General features: G+C 60.4%; 19 protein-coding genes. 12 read left to right on the top strand and 7 right to left on the bottom strand.

Translation table 11 applies throughout. The annotated features are described in order from the left end of the window. Nucleotides 1-38 precede the first annotated feature (38 nt). Nucleotides 39-476 (top strand): YkgJ family cysteine cluster protein, encoded by a 438-nt coding sequence (locus EPZ47_RS01705; RefSeq protein WP_135843250.1) that lies wholly within the window; start codon nucleotides 39-41, stop codon nucleotides 474-476. A gap of 223 nt (nucleotides 477-699) precedes the next feature. On the opposite strand, the gene typA is transcribed toward EPZ47_RS01705, so the two are convergent. Both typA and thiI read right to left on the bottom strand, forming a co-directional pair. Beyond that, nucleotides 700-2,520 carry a translational GTPase TypA gene (gene typA / locus EPZ47_RS01700; RefSeq protein ID WP_135843249.1) on the bottom strand — a complete coding sequence of 607 codons (1,821 nt, stop codon included), beginning with the start codon at nucleotides 2,518-2,520 and terminating at the stop codon, nucleotides 700-702. A gap of 139 nt (nucleotides 2,521-2,659) precedes the next feature. Then, a complete protein-coding gene (gene thiI, locus EPZ47_RS01695; RefSeq protein ID WP_135843248.1) occupies nucleotides 2,660-4,114 on the bottom strand; it encodes a tRNA uracil 4-sulfurtransferase ThiI in 1,455 nt (484 codons plus the stop codon). Between the two features lie 328 nt (nucleotides 4,115-4,442). Here thiI and glnA point away from each other — a divergent pair, with 328 nt between their 5' ends. From glnA to ntrC, 6 genes are all read left to right on the top strand, one after another. Next, nucleotides 4,443-5,849 carry a type I glutamate--ammonia ligase gene (gene glnA / locus EPZ47_RS01685; protein ID WP_135843247.1) on the top strand — a complete coding sequence of 469 codons (1,407 nt, stop codon included), beginning with the start codon at nucleotides 4,443-4,445 and terminating at the stop codon, nucleotides 5,847-5,849. A 121-nt stretch (nucleotides 5,850-5,970) separates the two neighbouring features. Next, nucleotides 5,971-6,534: a chorismate mutase gene (locus EPZ47_RS01680; protein ID WP_135843246.1), complete on the top strand. Its 564-nt coding sequence runs from the start codon at nucleotides 5,971-5,973 to the stop codon at nucleotides 6,532-6,534. 189 nt (nucleotides 6,535-6,723) lie between these two features. After that, entirely contained in the window at nucleotides 6,724-7,242 is a 519-nt protein-coding gene (locus tag EPZ47_RS01675; RefSeq protein WP_135843245.1) for a DUF4124 domain-containing protein, read from the top strand. Beyond that, on the top strand, nucleotides 7,239-7,859 hold the full coding sequence (locus EPZ47_RS01670; protein ID WP_135843244.1) for a DUF4124 domain-containing protein: 621 nt from the start codon (nucleotides 7,239-7,241) through the stop codon (nucleotides 7,857-7,859). Before EPZ47_RS01675 ends, EPZ47_RS01670 begins: the two co-directional genes overlap by 4 nt. A 231-nt stretch (nucleotides 7,860-8,090) precedes the next feature. Beyond that, entirely contained in the window at nucleotides 8,091-9,176 is a 1,086-nt protein-coding gene (gene glnL, locus EPZ47_RS01665; RefSeq protein ID WP_135843243.1) for a nitrogen regulation protein NR(II), read from the top strand. Continuing rightward, on the top strand, nucleotides 9,173-10,609 hold the full coding sequence (ntrC, locus tag EPZ47_RS01660) for a nitrogen regulation protein NR(I) (RefSeq protein ID WP_013692071.1): 1,437 nt from the start codon (nucleotides 9,173-9,175) through the stop codon (nucleotides 10,607-10,609). Before glnL ends, ntrC begins: the two co-directional genes overlap by 4 nt. A 524-nt stretch (nucleotides 10,610-11,133) precedes the next feature. On the opposite strand, the gene EPZ47_RS01655 is transcribed toward ntrC, so the two are convergent. Further along, nucleotides 11,134-11,574 carry a hypothetical protein gene (locus tag EPZ47_RS01655; protein ID WP_135843242.1) on the bottom strand — a complete coding sequence of 147 codons (441 nt, stop codon included), beginning with the start codon at nucleotides 11,572-11,574 and terminating at the stop codon, nucleotides 11,134-11,136. On the opposite strand from EPZ47_RS01655, the gene trmL reads away from it, so the two are divergent. Beyond that, on the top strand, nucleotides 11,573-12,028 hold the full coding sequence (gene trmL / locus EPZ47_RS01650) for a tRNA (uridine(34)/cytosine(34)/5-carboxymethylaminomethyluridine(34)-2'-O)-methyltransferase TrmL (protein WP_135843241.1): 456 nt from the start codon (nucleotides 11,573-11,575) through the stop codon (nucleotides 12,026-12,028). The two genes, EPZ47_RS01655 and trmL, sit on opposite strands and share 2 nt — an antisense overlap. Nucleotides 12,029-12,159: 131 nt before the next feature. Here trmL and secB read toward each other — a convergent pair whose 3' ends face one another. From secB to EPZ47_RS01635, 3 genes are read right to left on the bottom strand one after another with little or no spacing between them, the layout of a single operon-like run. Further along, nucleotides 12,160-12,642, bottom strand: coding sequence for a protein-export chaperone SecB (gene secB / locus EPZ47_RS01645; protein WP_135843240.1), 483 nt, complete (start codon nucleotides 12,640-12,642; stop codon nucleotides 12,160-12,162). Nucleotides 12,643-12,681: 39 nt separating this feature from the next. Beyond that, complete coding sequence (gene grxC / locus EPZ47_RS01640; RefSeq protein WP_135843239.1) at nucleotides 12,682-12,936, bottom strand: glutaredoxin 3; 255 nt, start codon at nucleotides 12,934-12,936, stop codon at nucleotides 12,682-12,684. Between the two features lies 1 nt (nucleotide 12,937). Continuing rightward, nucleotides 12,938-13,351: a rhodanese-like domain-containing protein gene (locus EPZ47_RS01635; RefSeq protein WP_135843238.1), complete on the bottom strand. Its 414-nt coding sequence runs from the start codon at nucleotides 13,349-13,351 to the stop codon at nucleotides 12,938-12,940. 152 nt (nucleotides 13,352-13,503) lie between these two features. Between EPZ47_RS01635 and gpmI the strand changes: the two genes are divergently transcribed. The 4 genes from gpmI to EPZ47_RS01615 all read left to right on the top strand — a co-directional run bounded on the left by gpmI (nucleotide 13,504) and on the right by EPZ47_RS01615 (nucleotide 18,677). After that, nucleotides 13,504-15,033, top strand: coding sequence for a 2,3-bisphosphoglycerate-independent phosphoglycerate mutase (gpmI, locus tag EPZ47_RS01630; protein WP_135843237.1), 1,530 nt, complete (start codon nucleotides 13,504-13,506; stop codon nucleotides 15,031-15,033). A 218-nt stretch (nucleotides 15,034-15,251) separates the two neighbouring features. Then, on the top strand, nucleotides 15,252-16,544 hold the full coding sequence (locus EPZ47_RS01625; protein ID WP_135843236.1) for a murein hydrolase activator EnvC family protein: 1,293 nt from the start codon (nucleotides 15,252-15,254) through the stop codon (nucleotides 16,542-16,544). Between the two features lie 32 nt (nucleotides 16,545-16,576). Next, complete coding sequence (locus EPZ47_RS01620) at nucleotides 16,577-17,893, top strand: S41 family peptidase (RefSeq protein WP_135843235.1); 1,317 nt, start codon at nucleotides 16,577-16,579, stop codon at nucleotides 17,891-17,893. Between the two features lies 1 nt (nucleotide 17,894). After that, nucleotides 17,895-18,677 carry a divergent polysaccharide deacetylase family protein gene (locus tag EPZ47_RS01615; protein WP_135843234.1) on the top strand — a complete coding sequence of 261 codons (783 nt, stop codon included), beginning with the start codon at nucleotides 17,895-17,897 and terminating at the stop codon, nucleotides 18,675-18,677. 85 nt (nucleotides 18,678-18,762) lie between these two features. Here the strand turns inward: EPZ47_RS01615 and EPZ47_RS01610 are convergent, their stop codons facing one another. Next, nucleotides 18,763-19,509, bottom strand: coding sequence for a substrate-binding periplasmic protein (locus EPZ47_RS01610; protein WP_135843233.1), 747 nt, complete (start codon nucleotides 19,507-19,509; stop codon nucleotides 18,763-18,765). Between the last annotated feature and the right edge of the window lie 22 nt (nucleotides 19,510-19,531).

Here is a 19,531-nt window from a genome sequence, read left to right as displayed (position 1 = left end):
GTATGATCGCGCGCCCTGATGCACGCTGGTAAACCTTGATGATGAAGCCCAACCTGATCGCCGCCGCGGAACTCGACCGACTCGATACCTGGGCCAAGTACTCCGCCCCGATGTGCGGTTCCTGCGTGTCGAGCTGCTGCACGCTGCCGGTGGAGGTCAAGATCAAGGACCTGATCCGCATCGGCATTGTCGATGAGTTCGAACTGGGCGACCCGCCGAAGAACATCGCCAAGCGCCTGCAAAAGGAAGGGATCGTCGAACGCTACAACCAGAAGTCCGAGATCTTCACGCTCCAGCGCATGAGCAACAACGATTGCCTTTATCTGGACCGCAAGAGCCGGCTGTGCACCATTTACGAGAAACGCCCGGATACCTGCCGCAACCATCCGAGGGTTGGACCGCGGCCGGGGTATTGCGCGTACAAGCCCAAGGAAGTGGAGCGCGAGCGCAATCCGCGGACGCTGGACAAATTCTGATCGACTGATGGTTCAACTGCGCCTGAACCATCGTTATCGCGAGCAAGCTCGCTCCCACAGTTGATTTTCAGCGGATACAGATTTTGTGTCCGGCATAAATCCATTGTGGGAGCGAGCTTGCTCGCGATAGGGCCCTGACAGACACCACAATTTCAAGGCATAAAAAAACGCCCCTGATCTCACAATCAGGGGCGTTTTTTTCAGCCACTAACTAAGTCGAAACTCAGTTACCGCTTTTCTTGGCAGCGCGGGTACGCTCGCTTTCGCCAAGGATTTTCTTACGCAGGCGAATCGACTTCGGCGTCACTTCACACAGTTCGTCTTCTTGTACGAACTCCAGAGCTTGCTCCAGGGTGAACTTGACCGGCGGAACCAGGGCGATGGTTTCGTCTTTGCCCGAAGCACGCATGTTGTCGAGCTTCTTGCCTTTGGTCGGGTTCACGCCCAGGTCGTTGTCGCGGCTGTTCAGGCCGACGATTTGACCTTCGTAGATGTCCTGGCCGTGTTCAACGAACAGCTTGCCACGGGCTTGCAGGGTTTCCAGCGAGTAGGTCAGTGCCTTGCCGGTCGCAACCGATACCAGAACACCGTTCTGACGGCCGGACATGTCGCCGGACTTCATCACGTCGTAACGATCGAAGATCGAAGTCAGGATGCCGCCACCGGAGGTCAGGGTCAGGAACTCGTTACGGAAACCGATCAGGCCACGGGCCGGGATGTTGTACTCAAGGCGCACACGGCCCTTGCCATCCGGAACCATGTTGGTCAGGTCGCCCTTGCGCAGGCCCATTTGCTCCATGATCGCGCCCTGGGATTCTTCCGGCAGGTCGATGGTCACGTTTTCGTACGGTTCGTGCTTGACGCCATCAACCATACGGATGATCACTTCAGGACGACCAACGCCCATTTCGAAGCCTTCGCGACGCATGGTTTCGATCAGTACCGAGAGGTGCAGCTCACCACGGCCGGAAACCTTGAACTTGTCGGCCGAGTCGCCTTCTTCAACGCGCAGGGCAACGTTGTAGAGCAGCTCTTTGTCCAGGCGTTCCTTGATGTTGCGGCTGGTCACGAACTTGCCTTCTTTACCGCAGAATGGCGAGTCGTTGACCTGGAAGGTCATGGAAACGGTTGGCTCGTCGACGGTCAACGGCTTCATCGCTTCGACGTTCATCGGATCGCACAGGGTGTCGGAGATGAACAGTTGCTCGAAGCCGCTGATGCAGACGATGTCGCCGGCTGCTGCTTCTTCAACGTCGATACGGTGCAGACCGTGGTGACCCATCAGCTTGAGGATACGACCGTTACGCTTCTTGCCGTCGGCATCGATAGCCACGACCGGCGTGTTCGGCTTGATGCGACCACGAGCGATACGGCCAACACCGATCACACCCAGGAAGCTGTTGTAGTCCAGTGCCGAGATTTGCATCTGGAACGGACCGTCACGGTCGACTTTCGGCGCCGGTACGTCGTCGACGATCGACTGGTACAGCGGGGTCATGTCTTCAGCCATGGCGGTGTGGTCCAGACCGGCAATACCGTTCAGGGCCGAGGCGTAGACGACTTTGAAGTCCAGCTGTTCTTCGGTAGCACCCAGGTTGTCGAACAGGTCGAAGATCTGGTCCAGAACCCAGTCCGGACGCGCGCCTGGACGGTCAACCTTGTTGATGACCACGATCGGACGCAGGCCGGCTTCGAAAGCCTTCTTGGTCACGAAGCGGGTTTGCGGCATAGGGCCGTCCTGGGCGTCGACCAGCAGCAGCACGGAGTCGACCATCGACATTACGCGCTCTACTTCACCACCGAAGTCGGCGTGGCCCGGGGTGTCCACGATGTTGATGTGGTAGCCGTTCCAGTTGATGGCGGTGTTTTTCGCCAGGATGGTAATACCGCGCTCTTTTTCCTGGTCGTTGGAGTCCATCACGCGCTCGTCGTTGAGCTCGTTGCGCTCCAGGGTGCCGGATTGACGCAAGAGTTTGTCTACCAGGGTGGTTTTACCATGGTCAACGTGAGCAATGATGGCGATGTTGCGTAGATTTTCGATCACTTGTGTATCTCGATCAGAGGATTCGGTGTGCTGACAGGTCGTGGCAGCGATTAACAGTAGAGTCAGGCTTTGCCGTTACAGCTTGTCGGCGGCGTCGGGGGGCCGGTGACGCAAGCCACAGGCAAACAGCCCCGGGCACTTAGCTCGGTCGATAAACGCGCACATTGGCATGCCCCTCACTGAGCAAATGGTGGGCATGCAGGCGACTCATCACGCCTTTGTCGCAATACAGCAGGTACTGGCGAGTAGGGTCCAGTTCCTTGAAACGCGCGTTCACTGCATAGAACGGCATCGTTTGTACCTCGATGCCGGCGATATTCAGCGGGTCGTCTTCAGCGTCGTCCGGGTGACGGATGTCGATGATGATCTGACCGGCCAGCGCTTCGCCGACTTCTTCAATTTGGATGTCCTGGCCCAACTCATCGATTACGCGATCGATTGGCACCAGCCTGGCGTTTTCGAGCGCACGCTCGAGCACCGCCATGTCGAATTCTTTCTCTTCATGCTCCACCCGCCCGCGCTTGGCCGCCGTCTTCGGATTGACCGAGATGACCCCGCAGTACTCCGGCATGTGCCGGGCAAAATCGGCGGTGCCGATCTCGATGGCCGTGTCGATGATGTCCTGCTTGTGGCTGGCGATCAGCGGACGCAAGACCAGCTTCTCGGTCACGCAGTCAATCACCGACAGGTTCGGCAGCGTCTGGCTGGATACCTGGGAGATCGCTTCACCGGTCACCAGCGCATCGATCTGCAGGCGGTCGGCAATTCGTGAAGCGGCGCGCAACATCATACGCTTCAAAATGACGCCCATATGACTGTTATCGACTTTGCCGAGAATCTCGCCCAGGACTTCTTCGAACGGCACACTCACAAATAACACGCGTTGGGAGCTGCCGTACTTCTTCCAGATGAAGTGCGCCACTTCCATTACGCCCAGTTCATGGGCGCGCCCGCCGAGGTTGAAGAAGCAGAAATGGCTCATCAACCCGCGACGCATGATCTGGTAGGCGGCGACCGTGGAGTCGAAGCCGCCGGACATCAGCACCAGGGTCTGCTCCAGCGAACCCAGCGGGTAACCGCCAATGCTGTTGTGCTGGCTGTGGATCACGAACAGCCGCTGGTCGCGAATCTCGATGCGTACTTCTATTTGCGGGTCTTTCAACGAAATACCGGCGGCGCCGCACTGACGACGTAGCTGGCTGCCGACGTATTTCTCCACGTCCATCGAGCTGAACGGGTGTTTGCCGGCACGCTTGCAACGTACCGAAAAGATCTTGCCGGCCAGGGCATCACCATAATGGAGCATGCACTTGGCGAGGATGTCGTCGAAATCCCCCAGTGGATATTCATCGACCTGCAGGAAATGCGCGATGCCCGGCATGCAGCTCAGGCGCTCGGTCATTTCCTTGAGGATCCTGGGTTCGCTGACGCGGGTTTCCAGCTCGAGGTTGTCCCACACGCCGTTCACCACCACGGCCGGGTCCAGGTCTCGGAGCACGGTGCGGATGTTCTTGGCCAACTGGCGGATGAAACGCATCCGTACCGGGCGGCTCTTGATGGTGATCTCGGGGAAGACTTTTACGATTAGTTTCATGAAAACAGCGCGCGAACGGCCAGCCGAAAAAGGGGGGCGCGGATTATAGCGGAAATTGCTCAAGGTTTAACCAGTTAATGTGCAGATGGTTTTGTTCGCACCAAAACAGGTCATTATCGATTGGCAGCGCCACATTGCAGTGCGTTATTGTCTGACAATCTGCGATTTACGCCTTCAAAAGCGTGGATTTGGTGCAAAAAACCCATGCTGGGGCACTGGCATGCAATTTGCTCCCTTGTGAGGCAGGTTGCCTTGGCAGAGTATTCGCGCCGGCATCACCCATATCTAAGGGCACTCCACTACCCGCCCGAAGCCACCCGGAGGACATATGTCGAAGTCGGTTCAACTCATCAAAGATCATGACGTCAAGTGGATTGATCTGCGCTTCACTGACACCAAAGGTACTCAACATCACGTGACCATGCCGGCCCGTGATGCGCTGGACGACGAATTCTTTGAAATCGGAAAAATGTTCGACGGCTCCTCCATCTCTGGCTGGAAAGGCATCGAAGCCTCCGACATGATCCTGATGCCGGACGACGCAACTGCCGTCCTGGACCCGTTCACCGAAGAGCCGACCCTGATCCTGGTCTGCGACATCATCGAACCTTCGACCATGCAAGGCTATGACCGCGACCCACGCGCCATCGCCCACCGTGCCGAGGAATACCTGAAGTCCACCGGTATCGGCGACACCGCTTTCTTCGGCCCTGAGCCTGAGTTCTTCATCTTCGACTCGGTCAAGTTCAAGTCCGACATCTCCGGCTCCATGTTCAAGATCTTCTCCGAACAAGGTTCGTGGATGTCCGACCAGGACGTGGAAGGCGGTAACAAAGGCCACCGCCCTGGTATCAAAGGCGGTTACTTCCCGGTTCCACCGTTCGACTTCGACCACGAAATCCGTACCTCCATGTGCAACGCACTGGAAGAGATGGGCCAGACCGTCGAAGTTCACCACCACGAAGTGGCAACTGCCGGCCAGAACGAAATCGGCGTGAAATTCAACACGCTGGTCAAGAAGGCTGACGAAGTCCAGACCCTGAAGTACTGCGTACACAACGTTGCTGATGCATACGGCCGCACCGCGACCTTCATGCCTAAGCCTCTGTACGGCGACAACGGTTCGGGCATGCACGTGCACATGTCGATCTCCAAAGACGGCAAGAACACCTTCGCAGGCGAAGGCTATGCCGGTCTGTCGGACACCGCCCTGTACTTCATCGGCGGCATCATCAAGCACGGTAAGGCCCTGAACGGCTTCACCAACCCGTCGACCAACTCCTACAAGCGTCTGGTACCAGGCTTCGAAGCACCGGTCATGCTGGCCTACTCGGCTCGTAACCGTTCCGCCTCGATCCGTATTCCTTACGTGAACAGCCCGAAAGCCCGCCGTATCGAAGCTCGCTTCCCGGATCCGGCTGCCAACCCATACCTGGCCTTCGCTGCACTGATGATGGCCGGTCTGGACGGTATCCAGAACAAGATCCACCCTGGCGATGCCGCTGACAAAAACCTGTATGACCTGCCGCCTGAAGAGGCCAAGGAAATCCCACAGGTTTGCGGCAGCCTGAAAGAAGCCCTGGAAGAGCTGGACAAGGGCCGTGCGTTCCTGACCAAGGGCGGCGTATTCAGCGATGACTTCATCGACGCTTACATCGCACTGAAAAGCGAAGAAGAAATCAAGGTTCGCACCTTCGTACACCCACTGGAATATGAGCTGTACTACAGCTGCTGATCCAGTAAGCGCCGCCACGCACGGCGTGAATAAAGAGAGGCCTCCTTCGGGAGGCCTTTTTTATGGGCGCAGGTTACGTGCATGATGACTCGTCGCTCCCCGATAGAAGACGAGACTGCCCATGACTTTGCGCTTCAAACTCTGCCTTGCCCTGTCTGCCGCGCTGCTGGCCTCCACCGCCGAGGCCGCCTCTGCTCCCGCCCCTGAGGCCCTCACCCCGCTGCTTAACGCCATTGGCGAGCGCCTGGCCCTCGCCGACCAAGTGGCACTGAGCAAATGGGACAGCCACAAACCAGTAGAAGACCGTCAGCGCGAGCGTGAAGTCATTGCCGCCGCCGTCGCCCAGGCGCCGGCCTACAAGCTGAGCGGCGAAACCGTGGAAGCGTTTTTCGCTGCCCAGATAGAAGCCAACAAAATGGTGCAGTACATCAATTTGTCCGACTGGGCCCTGGAAGGTAAGGCCCCGGACCTCCCACGCCCGGACCTGGTGGGACAGATCCGCCCGCAACTCGACCGCCTGCAAAAGCGCCTGCTGCAACAACTGGCTGACTTCGCCCCCTACCGCACCGACCCGCAGTGCCCGCAATGGCTGGCCCGGGCCACCCACAACAACAAACAGCACCCGGTGCACCGGCTCGCCCTGATCCGGGCGACTGCTGAGCTGTGTGTCTTCACAAAATCCTAAAGACAACAATCCACCCTGTGGGAGCGAGCTTGCTCGCGATGAGGCCAGCACATCCAACATCCTGGCGACTGACACACCGCCATCGCGAGCAAGCTCGCTCCCACAGGGGATTGAGGGCAACAACTTGGGCCAACCGCGCCACCTGACCTATGCTGCAACCCATCACTTTTCGTTTTCGGTCGATTTTTCATGGGTCGCGGTTTTCCAATCATCCTGTTGCTGCTGTTGGCGCTGCCAGCCGCTGCGCAGATCTACAAGTACACCGACGCTGACGGCAACACCGCCTATAGCAACCAGCCGCCCCAAGGCGTACCGGCCCAGGCGGTGGAATTGCCGCCGCTCAACAGCATCGAACGCCAGCCCCCAACCAGCCCGGACGCGCCCGCGGTGCCCCTAGCCAAGGACGAGCCGCACAATGCCTACGAGGTGCTGGAGCTGACAGACATCCCCACCGAGGAAGCCCTGCGCGCCAATAACGGCACGTTCACCGTTGGCGTCCGGGCTCAACCGCGTCTGCAAAGCCCCCATCTGTTCCGGCTGCTGCTGGATGGCCAACCCTACGGGCAGCCAACCAACGTGCCTCGCCTGCAATTGGTGAATATCGATCGAGGCGAACACAGCCTGGCGGTTCAAGTCATCGCCGGGGACACCCTCGTGCAACAAAGTGACACCGTCACGTTCACCGTACAGCGGGTGCACCAGCCATGATCCGCTGGCTGCTCGCGCTGGGCCTTTTGCTGGCCACGCTGCCGGGAATGGCGCAGGTCTATACCTACATCGACGCCCAAGGCAATCGCGTCTTCACCGACCAGCCGCGCCCCGGCAACGCAAAGAAAGTACAGCTGCCGCCCGGCAATCGGATGTCGCCCCCCTCCGCCAGCGCAGCACCAGCGCCGACAGCGGAAAACCGCCCCGAGCCGCTGTTCCATTATGAAATGCTCCGGCTACTGATCCCGGAACCGGACGCCACGATACGCAGCACCGCCGGAGAGCTGATCGTCAGCGTTACCAGCGAACCCGGACTGAAAAAAGGTCACCGGTACCGCCTGCTGCTCGACGGCCAACCCACGGGCGCACCGGGGCCGAGCCCGGTGTTCGCCTTGAGCGACATCGATCGAGGCACCCATCATCTGGCGGTGGAAATCCTCGATGAGCAAGACCGTATCCTCGAACGCACCGCCAACCAGCCGTTCCACATGCAACGCATGTCCCTGGCGCAGAAGCGCCGTATCAAACCCTGCGCCATCGCCGACTACGGCCTGCGCCCCGAATGCCCCCTCGCCGATAAACCTGAAGAAGAAAGCAGTATCTTGCCGTTCTTCTAACACCGCCCGGGCTTGCGCACTATATTGGTGCGGCATCTTGCACAAATACCCAAACCCCAACCCATTTTGGTTCGAAAGTACCCGTAAAAACTGGCAGAACGCCACGCAAACGGGCGAATAAAGCCCTTTTAAGGCTCTAAACGCTTCTTTTCGGAGCCTTGGTTTGGTTTTTGCATTTTCCTTGTACCAGCGCGTCATACGCGTGCTAGCTACGCTCCAAAAGAGGTCCTGATGACCATTAGCGACGCACTACACCGCTTGCTACTCGACAACCTCACCACCGCAACCCTGCTGCTCGACGCCGAACTGCGCCTTGAGTACATGAACCCGGCGGCGGAGATGCTCCTGGCCGTCAGCGGCCAGCGCAGCCATGGGCAGTTCATCAGCGAATTGTTCACCGAGTCCACCGAGGCGCTCAATTCCCTGCGCCAGGCGGTGGAACAGGCCCACCCGTTTACCAAGCGCGAAGCGATGCTCACCGCCCTGACCGGCCAGACCTTGACCGTGGACTACGCGGTCACGCCGATCCTGAACAATGGCGCCACCCTGCTGCTGCTGGAAGTCCACCCGCGTGATCGCCTGCTGCGCATCACCAAGGAAGAAGCCCAGTTGTCCAAGCAGGAAACCAGCAAGATGCTGGTGCGCGGCCTGGCCCATGAGATCAAGAACCCCCTCGGTGGGATTCGCGGCGCAGCGCAGTTGCTCGCCCGTGAGCTACCGGAAGAAAGCCTCAAGGACTACACCAACGTCATCATCGAAGAAGCCGACCGCCTGCGAAACCTGGTGGACCGGATGCTCGGTTCGAACAAGCTGCCGTCGCTGGCGATGTGCAACGTTCACGAAGTGCTGGAGCGCGTCAGCAGCCTGGTGGAAGCGGAAAGCCAGGGCTGCATCACTTTGGTGCGCGACTACGATCCAAGCATTCCAGACGTCTTGATCGACCGCGAGCAGATGATCCAGGCGGTGCTGAACATCGTGCGCAACGCGATGCAGGCCATCAGCAGCCAGAACGAGCTGCGCCTGGGCCGCATCAGCCTGCGCACCCGCGCCATGCGCCAGTTCACCATCGGCCACGTGCGTCATCGCCTGGTGACCAAGATCGAGATCATCGACAACGGCCCGGGCATCCCTGCCGAGCTGCAGGAAACCATCTTCTTTCCCATGGTCAGCGGCCGCCCGGACGGTACCGGGCTGGGCCTGGCCATTACCCAGAACATCATCAGTCAGCATCAGGGCTTGATCGAGTGTGAGAGCCACCCCGGCCACACCACTTTCTCGATTTTCCTGCCACTGGAACAAGGAGCCACAGCGACATGAGCCGTAGTGAAACCGTGTGGATCGTCGATGACGACCGTTCTATCCGTTGGGTCCTGGAAAAAGCCTTGCAACAGGAAGGCATGACCACCCAGAGCTTCGACAGCGCCGATGGGGTGATGAGTCGCCTGGCGCGTCAGCAACCGGACGTCATCATCTCCGACATCCGCATGCCTGGCGCCAGTGGCCTGGACCTGCTGGCGCGGATTCGCGAGCAGCATCCACGGCTGCCGGTGATCATCATGACCGCCCATTCCGACCTGGACAGCGCCGTGGCGTCCTACCAGGGTGGGGCCTTCGAATACCTGCCCAAGCCGTTCGACGTCGATGAAGCCGTGTCGCTGGTCAAGCGCGCCAATCAACACGCCCAGGAACAACAAGGCATGGAAGAGGTGCCGGCCCTGGCCCGCACCCCGGAAATCATCGGCGAAGCGCCGGCGATGCAGGAAGTGTTTCGCGCTATCGGGCGCCTGAGCCACTCCAACATCACCGTGCTGATCAACGGCGAATCGGGCACCGGTAAAGAACTGGTGGCCCATGCCCTGCATCGCCACAGTCCACGGGCGGCCTCGCCGTTCATCGCGCTGAACATGGCGGCGATTCCCAAGGACCTGATGGAGTCGGAGCTGTTCGGCCACGAAAAAGGCGCGTTCACCGGCGCGGCCAACCTGCGACGTGGGCGCTTCGAGCAAGCCGACGGCGGCACGTTGTTCCTTGATGAAATCGGTGACATGCCGGCCGACACCCAGACCCGATTGCTGCGCGTTCTGGCCGACGGCGAGTTCTACCGGGTCGGCGGGCATACGCCGGTCAAGGTGGATGTGCGCATCATCGCAGCGACCCACCAGAACCTGGAAACCCTGGTCCACGCTGGCAAGTTCCGTGAAGACTTGTTCCACCGCCTGAACGTGATCCGCATTCATATCCCGCGCCTGGCGGATCGTCGCGAAGACATCCCGACCCTGGCCCGACACTTCCTCAGCCGCGCGGCCCAGGAACTGGCGGTCGAGCCCAAGCTGCTCAAGAGCGAAACCGAGGAATACCTCAAGAACCTGCCGTGGCCCGGCAACGTGCGTCAACTGGAGAACACCTGCCGCTGGATCACGGTGATGGCGTCGGGTCGCGAAGTGCACATCAGCGACCTGCCACCGGAACTGCTGAGCCTGCCGCAGGACTCGGCCCCGGTGACCAACTGGGAGCAAGCCTTGCGCCAGTGGGCCGACCAGGCCTTGTCCCGTGGCCAGTCGAGCCTGTTGGACAGCGCAGTGCCGAGTTTCGAACGAATCATGATCGAAACCGCCCTCAAGCACACCGCCGGCCGCCGCCGCGACGCCGCCGTGCTGCTGGGCTGGGGCCGCAATACCTTGACTCGCAAGATCAAGGAATTGGGGATGAAGGTCGATGGTGGGGATGATGATGACGGGGATGAGGGCTGATCAGTCTTTAACCCTTCGCTGAATTTGAAGGCCCAATCGCGAGCAAGCTCGCTCCCACAGGGTTCAGTGGTGTTCACGCGCTCGCGAACACCGAAAAACCATTGTGGGAGCGAGCTTGCTCGCGATGCTTTTAAAGGCTTCATGCACCGCATCAATGCACGGCGAACCGCAATTGCGCATGCCGCGCGAGCCTCAGCCAATCGGCAAAACGCGGGAAAAACAGCCCATACAAAAGAAAAAGCCCCGGAATACGGGGCTTTTCGCCTCATCGGCAGATTTTTTGAGACAAGCCATTAAAAACTGGCACGCCCCCTGCAATAACCCAATCACTACCCAGTTTCGGGGACCTTGGTACAGGCAGGCCGGGGATTCCCCATTTTATACCGGGCTCATCGAGCCCACTGTTTTGGGGGCCTTGATACAGGCAGGTCAAGGTTTCCCTTCTTTACATCCAGGGCTGTGCGCCGAGCGCGCGCCCTCCCGTTTTGGGGACCTTGGTACAGGCAGGCCGGGGATTCCCTCTTTTATTGCTCCCGGAGACGGATCTCCAGTCGCCAGCGGTCATCGACCTCGCTGCCGGCCCACTCCCCCCGCAACGGACGCGCCGCCACCAACGTCAGCAATAATCCCTTATCACTCAAACGCACCCGCCAGTTGACGTCCTTGCCGTTGAACTTGAGCTGGCCCTTCTGCGCCCGGCCTGCTGCCTGGAACAACAGCGCCACGGAGCCGTCGACGATTTCGCCGTGCAGCTTGGGCTCGTTGTTAAACCAGGCTATCAGCGCCCCGTCGGCCACCTCGATCTGTTGCAACTCACTCGGTTCGGGCGTGGTCAGCCGACCGATCATCAGCCCGATCATCACGCCGAAAATCGCCAAAGAGCCCATCACCCGAGGCATTAGCTTCGAACGTCGATCGGTTTGCGGCGTAGAATGCCGCTCATCTTTATCTGCGGAGCCGTGCATGTTTCACGTCATCCTTTTTCAACCGGAAATTCCGCCGAACACCGGCAACGTCATCAGGCTGTGCGCCAACAGCGGCTGCCACCTGCATTTGATCGAACCGCTGGGTTTCGAGATGGACGACAAACGCCTGCGCCGTGCCGGCCTCGACTACCACGAGTATGCCACCTTGCAGCGTCACGCCGACCTCGCCAGTTGTCTGGAAAGTCTAGGGCATCCGCGCCTGTTCGCCTTTACCACCAAGGGTTCGCGGCCATTCCATGACGCCAGTTTCGTCGCTGGCGATGCGTTCCTGTTCGGCCCGGAAAGCCGTGGCCTGCCAGCCGACGTGCTGGACGCCCTGCCCACCGATCAACGCCTGCGCCTGCCGATGCGTGAGGGCTGTCGCAGCCTGAACTTGTCCAACACCGTGGCGGTGGCGGTTTATGAGGCTTGGCGGCAGAACGGTTTCCAATAGCCCCCAATAACAAATGTGGGAGCGGGCTTGCTCGCGAATAGGGCGTGCCAGTTGACATTAATGTCACTGACACACCGCTTTCGCGAGCAAGCCCGCTCCCACATGGGACTTGCGTCGACGCTCAGAACGGCTTACTGAACGGTCGCGCCGCCTTCTTGCTGCATGCGCTGCAGCTCTTGGGCGTACAGGGCGTCGAAGTTCACCGGGGCCAGCATCAGGGCCGGGAACGAACCACGGGTCACCAGGCTGTCCAGGGTTTCGCGAGCGTACGGGAACAGAATGTTCGGGCAGAACGCACCCAGGGTGTGGCTCATCGAAGCGGCATCCAGGTTCTTGATCAGGAAGATCCCGGCCTGCTGCACTTCGGCGATGAACGCCACTTCGTCACCGTTCTTCACGGTCACCGACAGGGTCAGCACCACTTCGTGGAAGTCATCTTCCAGGGCTTTCTGGCGGGTGTTCAGGTCCAGGCCCACGCTCGGCTCCCACTGCTGACGAAAGATCGCCGGGCTTTTCGGGGCCTCGAAGGACAGGTCACGTACATAAATGCGCTGCAAGGAGAATTGCGGTGCGGTTTCTTCTTCGCTGGCAGCTGTGTTCTGTTGGTCAGTCATCGCAGATCCTTCTTACTTTCAGGTTCTTTAGTAGGGAATTCAGGCCTTGAGCATCGCGTCGAGCTTGCCGGCGCGATCCAGGGCGAACAGATCATCACAACCGCCCACGTGGGTGCTGCCGATCCAGATCTGCGGCACGGACGTACGTCCGGCCTTTTGGGTCATTTCGGCGCGCAGTTGCGGCTTGCCGTCGACCTTGATCTCTTCGAAAGCCACGCCTTTGTTCTGGAGCAGGAACTTGGCTCTGGAGCAATAGGGGCAGTAATCGCTGGAATAGACAACGACGTGGGTCATCTCACTTCACCAGCGGCAGATTGTCGGCTTTCCAGCTCGCAACGCCACCGGACAGCTTGGCAGCGGTGAAACCGGACTTCATCAGCTCGCGGGCGTGGGTGCCGGCGTGCTGGCCCTGGGCGTCCACCAGGATCAGCGTCTTGGCCTTGTGTTTTTCCAGTTCGCCGATACGCGCGATCAGTTTGTCCTGGGGAATGTTCACCGCCCCGACAATGTGACCTGCGGCGTAATCCTTGCTCGGGCGGATGTCCACCACCACGCCGGCGTCCTTGTTGACCAGCGCGGTCAGTTCGCCGGTGCTCAGGCTACGGCCGCCGCCCTGCATCGTATGGGCTACCAGCAACGCCAGCAGTACGACGAAGATACCGACGAGAATGTAGTGGTTAGTGGCAAATTCAATCAGGTGAGCAACCATCGAAGGAGGTTCCAGGGCGTTAAAATGTCGGCCAGTATACACAGCACACAAGGCCGGCCAAACCCCGCCCGGCGGTGACGCCGTCGGAACTTACCTTTAAACTGCCCGTCCCTTTTCCATCGTCTTCTTTTAACCAGCCACGAGTGGATTCCATGACTACCACGCCTAAACCTTTGGTCCTGATGATTCTCGACGGCTTCGGTCACAGTGACAGCCACGAATCCAACGCCGTGTATTCGGCCAACAAGCCTGTACTAGACCGCTTGTGGGCCAGTGTGCCGAACGGCCTGATCTCCGGCAGCGGCATGGACGTCGGCCTGCCGGACGGGCAAATGGGCAACTCCGAAGTCGGCCACATGAACCTCGGCGCAGGCCGGGTGGTGTACCAGGACTTCACCCGCGTGACCAAATCGATCCGCGACGGTGAATTCTTCGAAAACCCGACCATTTGCGCCGCCGTGGATAAAGCCGTGGCCGCCGGCAAGGCCGTGCATTTCATGGGGCTACTGTCCGACGGTGGCGTGCACAGCCATCAGGATCACCTGATCGCCATGGCCGAACTGGCGTTCAAGCGCGGCGCCGAGAAGATCTACCTGCACGCGTTCCTCGATGGCCGCGACACGCCGCCGAAAAGCGCCACCTCGTCGATCGAACTGCTGGACGCCACCTTTCAGGCCCTCGGCAAGGGCCGCATCGCCAGCATCGTCGGCCGCTACTACGCCATGGACCGCGACAATCGTTGGGACCGCGTGTCCCAGGCCTACAACCTGATCGTCGACGGCAGCGCCGACTTCAACGCCGCCACCGCCCAGGAAGGCCTGCAAGCCGCCTATGAGCGCGGCGAAAGCGACGAATTCGTCAAGGCCACCACCATCGGCGAGCCGGTCAAAGTCGAAGACGGCGACGCCGTGGTGTTCATGAACTTCCGTGCCGACCGCGCCCGCGAGTTGACCCGGGTGTTTGTCGAAGACGACTTCAAGGAATTCGAACGCGCCCGCCAGCCGAAACTGGCCGGTTTCGTGATGCTGACCCAATACGCCGTCAGCATCCCCGCGCCATCGGCCTTCGCCGCTGGCAGCCTGGAAAACGTGCTGGGCGACTACCTGGCGAAAAACGGCAAGACCCAGCTGCGCATCGCCGAAACCGAGAAGTACGCCCACGTGACGTTCTTTTTCTCCGGCGGCCGTGAAGAACCCTTCCCGGGCGAAGAACGCATCCTGATCCCATCGCCGAAAGTCGCCACCTACGACCTGCAGCCGGAGATGAGCGCACCGGAAGTGACCGACCGCATCGTCGACGCCATCGAGAACCAGCGTTACGACGTGATCGTGGTCAACTACGCCAACGGCGACATGGTCGGCCACAGCGGTGTGTTCGCGGCGGCGGTCAAGGCTGTGGAATGCCTGGACACCTGCGTTGGCCGCATCGTCGAGGCGCTGGAGAAAGTCGGCGGCGAAGCACTGATCACGGCCGACCACGGCAACGTCGAGCAGATGTCCGACGAATCCACCGGCCAGGCCCACACCGCCCACACCACCGAGCCGGTGCCGTTCATCTATGTCGGCAAGCGTAACTTCAAGGTCCGCGACGGTGGGGTGCTGGCTGACGTGGCACCGACCATGCTGATGTTGCTGGGCATGGAGAAGCCGGCGGAGATGACCGGGACGTCGATCCTGGTCTGATCCAACACAAATCCCCCTGTGGGAGCGGGCTTGCTCGCGAATGCGGTCTGCCAGTCGACATTTATGTGGCTGGTCTACCGCATTCGCGAGCAAGCCCGCTCCCACATTGGTTTTTGGTGTTTTTTGGGCCAGTTATCACACAGTCCCAAATGGGCGTTTTTTTTGCAGCGTGGGGCGGGCATACTAGGCCGTCCCTTTCCCTGGTGTCGCCCGCCTCTATGCTTCGCGTCCTGATAGCCCTTGTTCTGACCTGCTTGCTCCAACCAGCCTTTGCTGACGAGCGCGCGCAAACCCAACAGCAGTTGGACGCCACGCGTCAGGACATTGCCGAGCTGAAAAAACTGCTGGGCAAGTTGCAGGAAGAGAAATCCAGCGTGCAGAAAGACCTGCGCGGCACCGAGACCGAAATGGGGAATCTGGAGAAGCAGGTCGAGGCCCTGCAAAAAGAGCTGAAGAAAAGCGAATTCGAGTTGCAGCGGCTCGATGGAGAGAAAAAAAAACTCCAGAGCGCGCGCGCTGAACAGCAAAAGCTGATCGCCATCCAGGCCCGGGCCGCCTACCAGAACGGTCGACAGGAGTATCTCAAGCTGTTGCTCAACCAGCAGAATCCCGAGAAATTCGCCCGAACCCTCACTTATTACGACTATCTGAGCCAGGCACGCCTGGAACAACTCAAGAACTTCAACGAAACCCTGCGCCAACTGGCCAATGTCGAAAAAGACATCGAGCTGCAGCAAGCCCAGTTACTGGTGCAGAAAAGCACCCTCGACACCCAGCGCGACGAACTGGAAAAAGTTCGCAAGGAGCGCCAGGTGGCCCTGGCCAAGCTCAATGAGGACGTGAAAGCCCGCGACAGCAAGCTCAAAGCCCGCGAGCAGGACCAGGCCGAGCTGGCCAAGGTATTGAAAACCATCGAAGAAACCCTGGCCCGCCAGGCTCGGGAGGCAGAAGAAGCGCGTCAGAAAGCGCTGATCGCCCAGCAGGAAGCCGAAAAAAAGCGTTTGCGTGAAGCCCAGGCCGAAGCAGACGCCGGCGAGGCGCCGCGCAAGCCGGTGAAATCCAGCCCCGGCGCACTGGTTTCCAGCGATGGCGAAACCTTCGGCGGCGCTTTTGCTTCGACGCGAGGCAAACTTCCATGGCCGGTCAATGGTCGATTACTGGCGCGCTTCGGTGAAACCCGTGGCGACGACACCCGCACCAAGTGGGACGGCGTGATGATCAGCGCCTCCGCCGGCAGCCAGGTGCATGCCGTGCATGGCGGGCGTGTGGTGTTCGCCGACTGGCTGCGCGGTGCCGGCCTGCTGGTGATCCTCGATCACGGCAACGGTTATTTGAGTCTGTACGGCCACAACCAGACGCTGCTCAAGGCCGCGGGCGACGTGGTCAAGGCCGGCGAGTCCATCTCCACGGTCGGCAACAGTGGCGGTCAGGATACGCCAGCACTGTATTTCGCTATTCGTCAGCAGGGTCGCCCCAGTGACCCGGCCCAATGGTGTCGTGCGCAAGGATAAGCGTGCCCATCCAATTAAGGAGTTCGTTCGACATGCTGCATTTGTCCCGCCTCACCTCGCTGGCTCTGACGATCGCCCTTGTGATCGGTGCGCCCCTGGCTTTCGCCGCTGAACCGGCCCCGTTGGCACCCGCCGCCACGGCTGCGACCACCAAGGCCCCGCTGCCACTGGATGAACTGCGCACCTTTGCCGAAGTCATGGACCGGATCAAGGCCGCCTATGTCGAACCGGTGGATGACAAAGTGCTGCTGGAGAACGCCATCAAAGGCATGCTCAGCAACCTTGACCCACATTCGGCCTATCTGGGGCCGGAGGATTTTGCCGAGCTGCAGGAAAGCACCAGCGGCGAATTCGGCGGCCTGGGCATCGAGGTCGGCAGCGAAGATGGCTTCGTTAAAGTGGTCTCGCCGATCGACGACACACCTGCTTCCAAGGCCGGCATCCAGGCCGGCGACTTCATCGTCAAGATCAACGGCCAGCCGACTCGCGGCCAGAGCATGACCGAAGCCGTGGACAAGATGCGCGGCAAGATCGGCCAGAAGATCACCCTGACCCTGGTGCGCGATGGCGGCACGCCGTTCGACGTGACCCTGACCCGAGCGGTCATCCAGGTCAAAAGCGTGAAGAGCCAACTGCTGGAGTCGGGCTACGGCTACATCCGCATCACCCAGTTCCAGGTCAAGACGGGTGAAGAAGTCGCCAAGGCCCTGGCCAAGATGCGCAAGGACAACGGCAAGAAACTCAACGGCCTGGTCCTGGACCTGCGCAACAACCCCGGCGGCGTGCTGCAATCGGCCGTGGAAGTGGTGGATCACTTCATCACCAAGGGCCTGATTGTCTACACCAAGGGCCGCATCGCCAATTCCGAGCTGCGTTTCTCAGCCACCGGCAATGACCTGAGCGAAGCCGTGCCACTGGTGGTGCTGATCAACGGCGGCAGCGCCTCGGCCTCGGAAATCGTCGCCGGCGCCCTGCAGGATCAAAAACGCGGCGTGGTCATGGGCACCACCAGCTTCGGCAAAGGCTCGGTGCAGACCGTATTGCCATTGAACAACGACCGCGCCCTGAAGATCACCACCGCGCTGTACTTCACGCCGAACGGCCGCTCCATCCAGGCCCAAGGCATCGTCCCGGACATCGAGGTGCGCAAGGCCAAGATCACCAACGAGCAGGACAGCGAATACTTCAAGGAAGCCGACCTGCAAGGTCACCTGGGCAATGGCAACGGCGGCGCCGACAAACCGACCGGTTCCGGCACCAAGGCCAAGCCAATGCCGCAGGATGACGATTACCAGTTGGCCCAGGCCCTGAGCCTGCTCAAAGGACTGAACATCACGTCCGGCCGCTGAGATGGCCCTGCGCTTCATCCTCGGCCTGTTGTGCTGCCTGGCGGGCGCTGCCGTTGCGGCACCCGCCACGCCAGCGCCATCACCGCACAAGGCCTACCTGAGCTTGATCATCGACGACCTGGGGCAAAACCTGCCCCGGGATCGCCGGGTACTGGCCCTCCCCGGCCCGGTCACCGCCGCGATCATGCCCGACACACCCCACGCCACCGAATTCGCCCGCGAAGCCCATCGCGCCGGCAAACTGGTCATGCTGCACATGCCCATGGACCCGGCCACCGGGCCGTTCGCCTGGCATCCGCAACTGCCCATTGAGGAATTGGCAAAGCGCCTCGACGCCGCATTCGCCGCCGTGCCCTACACCAGCGGCATCAACAACCACATGGGCAGCCGCATGACCGCCCAACCCCAGGCCATGGCGTGGTTGATGGCGAATTTGCAGCAGCGCCACAAGTTCTTCGTCGACAGCCGCACCAGCGCCCAGACCGTCGCCGCCGCCGAGGCCCAGAAGATTGGCCTCGCCAGTGTGTCGCGGGATGTGTTCCTCGACGACGAGCGCACCGAAGCCGCCATCGCCCATCAGCTGCAGACCGCCATCGACCTGGCCCGCCGGCAGGGCTCGGCAGTGATGATCGGCCATCCCTACCCGCAGACCCTGGCGGTGCTCGAACGCGAATTGCCCAAGCTCAAGGCCCAGGGCATCGAATGGATCGATATCAAATCGATGATCAGCCTGCGCAGCAATCAGGCGATGGCTGGGCATGGGAAAGACGGGGTTTATCGGTAGCGGCTGGGTTCTGTCTCAAACCGCGGCGCCGCATCGCGAGCAAGCTCGCTCCCACAGATTTGCGCATCCGGAACCGAATCGGCGCTCAGAGATACCGCGCCATGATCGCGTCCACCGCACCTTCCTTGCGCAGCTCATCCAAGGCTGCCTGCAGCCGGGCGACCACCTCGTCAGGCACGTCTTTGTTCAACGCCAGGTACAACTCGGCACTGTTGAATCGCAACACGGTCTTGAGATCGTTCACCCCATCCTGACGCGCCAGGTAACGCCCGGCCGGATCACCGGTGGCCCACAGGTCGATCTGGCCGCTGACCAGTTTTTTAGCGTTGTCCTGATCACGCAATACGACAATCGGGTTCAGCCCTTGCTTGGCCAGCGTCTCGGCAATCGCGTCGCCTTTGTAGGCACCAATCTTGTATTTGCGCGCCTGTTCCAGCGAGTCGAGGGCAATCGTGCTGTCGGCCTTGGCGAGCATGATCCAGTCGTCCGGACCGATGGGGCCGACCCACTTGAAGAGTTTTTCGCGCTCCGGCAACCGCGCCATGACAAACACCCCGTAGCCAGGATTTTCCAAGGCGAGTTTATAGATTCGCTCCCAAGGGAACCGCAGCGTCAGGCTGTAGGGGATATCGGCACGCTTGAATATCTCGCGGACGATGTCCACGGCGATGCCGTTGATGTTCTCGTCCTGGGCGAAGTTCTTGCCGTTCTTGGCCATGTTGTACGGCGGGAAGTTTTCCGTCAGCAACACCAGCGGAGCATCGGCGGCACGGGTGGTGCCTGCGAGCAGCAACGTGGCGCCCGCAAAGGCAAGAACGAGACGTTTGAGCATGTCGGGCTACCGCAATCCATGG

The organism is Pseudomonas viciae (genome assembly GCF_004786035.1).
Lineage (GTDB): Bacteria > Pseudomonadota > Gammaproteobacteria > Pseudomonadales > Pseudomonadaceae > Aquipseudomonas > Aquipseudomonas viciae.
This window is presented reverse-complemented; position numbering and strand designations above follow the sequence as displayed.